The organism is Nocardia amamiensis (assembly GCF_015477605.1).
Taxonomy (GTDB): Bacteria; Actinomycetota; Actinomycetes; order Mycobacteriales; family Mycobacteriaceae; genus Nocardia; species Nocardia amamiensis_A.
This window is the reverse complement of sequence record NZ_JADLQX010000088.1, coordinates 1-5,697: the sequence shown is the minus strand read 5'-3', so window position 1 is coordinate 5,697 and position 5,697 is coordinate 1. Positions and strand designations below refer to the sequence as shown.

Genomic DNA, 5,697 nt, shown 5'->3' with positions numbered 1-5,697 from the left:
CGGGCGCTGGTGGTCGTCGCGCTCTGGTGGCCGGTCCGCGTCCGGAGCGGATCCCGTTGTCGCTGGCGCAGCAGCGGATGTGGTTCCTCAACCAGTTCGACACCGCCTCCGCGGTGAACAACATCCCCGTGGCGATCCGCCTGACCGGCGACCTGGACGTCGCGGCGCTGCAATCGGCGATCACGGATATGGTCGGCCGACACGAGATCCTGCGCACCATCTATCCGCAGACCTCCGACGGGCCGGTGCAGCGGATCCTGGAACCGCGCGAGGTGCCGGTCGATCTCACGCCGGTGCCGCTCGGCCAGGACCGCGTTGCCGAGGAAGTGCAGCGTGCTGTCGTCGCCGGTTTCGACGTGACGGTGGAACTTCCGTTCCGCACCGAGTTGTTCCAGCTCAGCGGAACCGAATACATCCTGGTCTTCGTCGCGCACCACATCAGCGCGGACGGCTGGTCGATGGGTCCGCTCGTCCGTGATCTGATGCTGGCCTACGCCGCCCGCAGCGGCGGTGCGGCACCCGGATGGGCCCCGTTGCCGGTGCAGTACGCCGACTTCAGCCTCTGGCAGCGCGAAGTCCTCGGCTCGGAAACCGACCCGGAGAGCCTGATCTCGCAGCAGGCGGACTACTGGCGCACCGCGCTGGCCGGTCTGCCCGACGAGCTCAACCTGCCGTCGGACCGGCCTCGCCCGGTCGCGCAGTCGTTCGCAGGCGGCAAGATCGGTTTCACTGTCGACGCCCAGGTTCGCGCGGGACTGGACCGCTTGGCTCGAGAGCACAACGCGACCATGTTCATGGTCGTGCACGCCGCGCTGGCGCTGTTTCTGGCCCGCATATCCGGCACCGGTGACATCGCCATCGGCACGCCGATCGCCGGTCGCGGCGAGGCCGAACTCGACGACGTGATCGGCATGTTCGTCAACACCCTGGTGCTGCGCACGGAGGTGCGGGGCGAGGACGCCTTCGGCGACCTGCTCGCGCGGGCCAAGGAAGCCGACCTGGAGGCATTCGCGCACGCGGACATCCCGTTCGAGCGGGTGGTGGAAATCCTCAACCCGGAACGCTCGACCGCGCGGCATCCGCTGTTCCAGGTGCTGCTGTCGTTCGAGAACCTGGCGGATGCCGGTTTCGAACTGCCCGGATTACGGGTCTCGGCCGTCGATTTCGATGTCGAGACCGCGAAGTTCGATCTGTCTCTCACGATTCGGGAGGCAGGCGGCAATGGCGGCGGCGCGGGCATGTACGCGGAGTTCTCCTTCGCCCGAGATCTGTTCGACGACGCCACGGTGCGAGTGCTCGCCGAGCGGTTCACCCGGCTGCTCGAGGGGATCACTCTTGCGCCGCACCGCGCGGTCGGTGATCTGCCGTTGCTGGACGACGCCGAGCGCGAGTCGTTGACCCACGTACACGGTGAGCACGTGCTGACGCCTGGGTTGCTGCCGGATCTGTTGACCCGGGGCGCGCAGTCCGGACCGGGTCGGATCGCGGTCCGCGACCGGGGCCGGTCGATCACCTATCGCAAGCTCGACGAGTACTCGTCCCGGTTGGCGCGGGTGCTGATCGATCGCGGCGTCGGCCCCGAGAAGCTGGTCGCGTTGTCCTTCCCGAGGTCGTACGAGATGGTTGCCGCGGTGTGGGCGGTGGCCAAGGCCGGTGGCGCGTACGTGCCGGTCGATCCGGCTTATCCGGCGGATCGGGTGCGGCACATGGTGACCGATTCGCGGGCGGTCATCGGGCTCACCGGCGCCGCGTATGTCGACCGATTGCCTGACGATGTCGCATGGCTGGTGCTGGACGATCCGGCCACCGACGAGTTGCTGGCGGACAAGCTCGCGACGCCGGTCACCGATGCCGACCGGCACACGCCGCTGACGACGCGTCATCCGGCGTATGTGATCTACACGTCGGGATCGACTGGCTTGCCGAAGGGTGTCACGGTAACCCACGCCGGGCTCGCCAGTTTGACCGAGTACTCGACCGAGCTGTACGGCGTCGAGTCGCACCACCGCTTCCTGCATGTCTGCTCGCCGAGCTTCGACGTGTCGGTTCAGGAATGGTTGTGCGCGTTCTATAACGGGGCCACGTTGGTGATCGTGCCGCCGACCATTCTCGGCGGCTCGGATCTGGCTGAGCTGTTGCAGGGCGAAGCGGTGACGCACGCCATGACCACGCCGGCGATGCTCGGTACGGTCGCCCCCGACGGGCTGGACGACTTCGAGGTCGTCGAGGTCGGCGGCGATGTCACCACGCCCGAGCTGCTGGCCAAATGGCAGCCGGGGCGGCGGTATATCAACGGGTACGGCCCGACCGAGGCGACGATCACCGCGTCGTTCGCCACCTTGACCCCCGGGCGGCACATCACGATCGGCAAGCCGGTGCCCGGCATGTCGGCGCTGGTTCTGGACGAGCGGCTCAACCCGGTGCCGCCCGGTGTCGTAGGAGAGCTGTACCTGGCCGGTGGCGCCTTGGCCCGCGGCTACCACAACCGCATGCGGCTGACCGCCGAGCGGTTCGTCGCCAACCCGTGGGGTGAGCCGGGGACTCGGATGTACCGGACCGGTGACCTGGTGCGGTGGTACTCCGATCCGGCCGCGCGGACCGGCGATCGGGTTCCGGCGTCGGATTGGGAACTGGACTACGTCGGTCGCTCCGACTTCCAGGTCAAGATCCGCGGCTTCCGCATCGAACTCGGCGAGATCGACGCGGTGCTCAGCAGCCACGACGACGTCGAGTTCGCGGTCACGCTCGGCCGCGACACGGCTGGTGGAAAGACGCTCGTGTCCTACGTGCTGGCCGCCAAGGGCCGCTCCATCGATGCCGCCGAGCTCACCGACTACGCCGCGCGAACGCTGCCGCCGCACATGGTGCCCGCCGCGATCGTGGTGCTGGACGAGATCCCGCTGACTCCGGTCGGCAAACTCGATCGAAAGGCATTGCCGGAACCCACTTTCGAGAAGGCGGTCTTCCGCGCGCCGACCACGCCGATCGAACAGATCGTCGCGGACACCTTCGCCGACGTGCTCGGGCTCGGCGACGGGCACAGCTATCTCGGCCGCGACGACGACTTCTTCGCGCTCGGCGGGAACTCGCTGCTGGCCACCCAGGTGGCAGCCCGGTTGGGTGCGGCGCTCGACGCGCGGGTGCCGGTGCGGCTGTTGTTCGAAGCCGCCACGGTGGCCGGGCTGGCGCGGAAGGTCGAACAGGAGGCCGGTGCCGGCGGGCGCCGTGCGCTGGTGGCCGGTCCGCGCCCGGAGCGGATCCCGCTGTCACTCGCGCAGCAGCGCATGTGGTTCCTCAACCAGTTCGACACCGAATCGGCGGCCTACAACGTGCCGGTCGCGGTGCGGCTGGCCGGTGACCTCGATGTGCCCGCGCTGCGGGCCGCTATCGGGGACGTGGTCGGCAAGCACGAGATCCTGCGCACCATCTATCCGCAGACCGACTTCGGCCCGGCACAGGTGATTCTGCCCCCGGCGCAAGCCGTTCCGGAGCTGCCCGTGCGGAGGATCAGCGCGGCGGACATCGAATCCGCTGTGCTGGAGGTGGTATCGACCATCTTCGACGTCACCAGCGACGTGCCGCTGCGGGTCGAACTCTTCGAGATCGACGATGCCGGAGCGGAGCGCGCCTATGTGCTGGCCATGGCCGTGCACCACATCAGCGCGGACGGATGGTCGGTCGGCCCGCTGACGCGCGATGTGATGACGGCCTACACGGCGCGTTCGCACGGCGCGGCACCCAGTTGGGCGCCACTGCCCGTGCAGTACGCCGATTTCAGTGTCTGGCAGCGTGAACTGCTCGGCAGCGAGGACGACGCGGATTCGCTCGCGGTGGAGCAGATCTCCTACTGGCGGACCGCGTTGGCGGGTCTGCCGGACCAGTTGGATCTGCCGTCGGATCGACCGCGCCCGCCCATGCAGTCGTTCGCCGGTGGCAAGGTCGACGTGCAGATCGACGCGCAGACCCACCGGGCGTTGATCGAGCTGGCCCGGGCCGAGGGCGCGACCCTGTTCATGGTCGTGCACACCGCGTTCGCCGTCCTCTTGTCGCGTTTGGCCGACACCGAGGACATCGCGATCGGCACGCCGATAGCCGGTCGAGGCGAAGCCGAACTCGATGACGTAATCGGCATGTTCGTCAACACGCTGGTGCTGCGGAGCCGGGTCGACACGGCGGAGTCGTTCGCGGATCTGCTCGCCCGCCAGCGCGAAACCGATGTCCAGGCCTTCGCCAACGCGGACGTGCCGTTCGAACGACTCGTCGAGGTGCTGAATCCGGTGCGGTCGACGGCGCGGCATCCGCTGTTCCAGGTGGGTCTGTCGTTCCAGAACCTGGCCAGGGCCACGCTGGAACTGCCTGGTCTCTCAGTCGAGACCGTCGCCATCGACACGCAGCTCTCGCAATTCGATCTGCATCTGATCGTCGCCGACGGCTACGACGAAGGCGGAAACCCAGCGGGCATCGGTGGCTTCATCACCTACGCCACGGACTTGTTCGACCGGAACACGGTGCAGGACCTCGTCGACCGGCTGTTGCGGATCATCCGCGCCGCCGTGGCGGAGCCCACGCTGCCGGTGGGCGATCTGCCGTGGCTGGACGAGACCGAACTGACCGAGCTGGTGTCGGACCGCAACGACACGGCGCACCAGGTCGACGAGTCCGCGACATTGGTGTCGTTGTTCGAGGCATCGGTCGCCGCCACACCCGACGCCATCGCCCTCGTCGCCGATGCGGAAGTCGACGGCGCTGCTGCTCGGACGCTGACCTACGACGAGTTCGACCGTCGCGTCAACCGTCTCGCCAGGTACCTGATCGCGCGAGGTATCGGCGTGGAATCGCGGGTGGCGCTTGCCATCGGCCGCTCGGTCGATCTCGTGGTCGCCATGTACGCGGTCGCCAAAGCCGGTGCGGTGTATGTGCCGATCGATCCTGATCATCCGGCCGAGCGGATCGAATACATCCTCGCGACCGCCGACCCGGCGCTCGTGCTGACGACGAGCCGCGACGGGGTGGACGTGACCGTCATCGAGAACGCAGGTGCTGAACTTGCCGCTGTGGCTCGTATCGACGAACTCGACCTGTCGGGCTACGCGGAAGGGCCGATCGCTCCCGAAGAACGTCGCGGCGATCTCACGGCGGCCAACACGGCATACGTGATCTTCACATCGGGCTCGACGGGTCGCCCCAAAGGCGTCGCCGTCTCGCACGGTGCGATCGTCAACCAGTTGCTGTGGAAGCAAGCGGAGTTCGGATTGGGATCCGCCGACGCGATGCTGTTGAAGACCGCGGCGACGTTCGACCTTTCGGTGTGGGAGTTCTGGTCGGCGGCGGTGTGTGGTGGCCGTTTGGTGATTGCTTCGCCTGAGGGGCATCGTGATCCGTCGTACCTGAACAACCTGATCCGCGAAGCCGCGGTGACCACGTTGCACGTGGTGCCGTCCATGCTCGACGCGCTGCTCACCGAATCGGAGGCGCGCTTGCCCGCGTCACTGCGGCGGGTGCTCGCCATCGGTGAGGCATTGCCTGCCGCGACCGCGCAGCGTTTCCTGTCGGCGAATCCCCACACGGAACTGTTCAATTTGTACGGCCCGACCGAGGCGGCGGTGTCGATCACCAGCCACCGGGTTACCGCGGCTGACGAGGTGTCGGTGCCGATCGGTGTGCCGGAGTGGAACAGCCGGGTTTATGTGCTGGATG

General features: G+C 67.7%; 1 protein-coding gene. It reads left to right on the top strand.

The annotated features are described in order from the left end of the window. Positions 1-5,697: non-ribosomal peptide synthetase (locus tag IU459_RS36450; RefSeq protein ID WP_195134142.1), on the top strand; the 5,697-nt coding region annotated here is incomplete at both ends.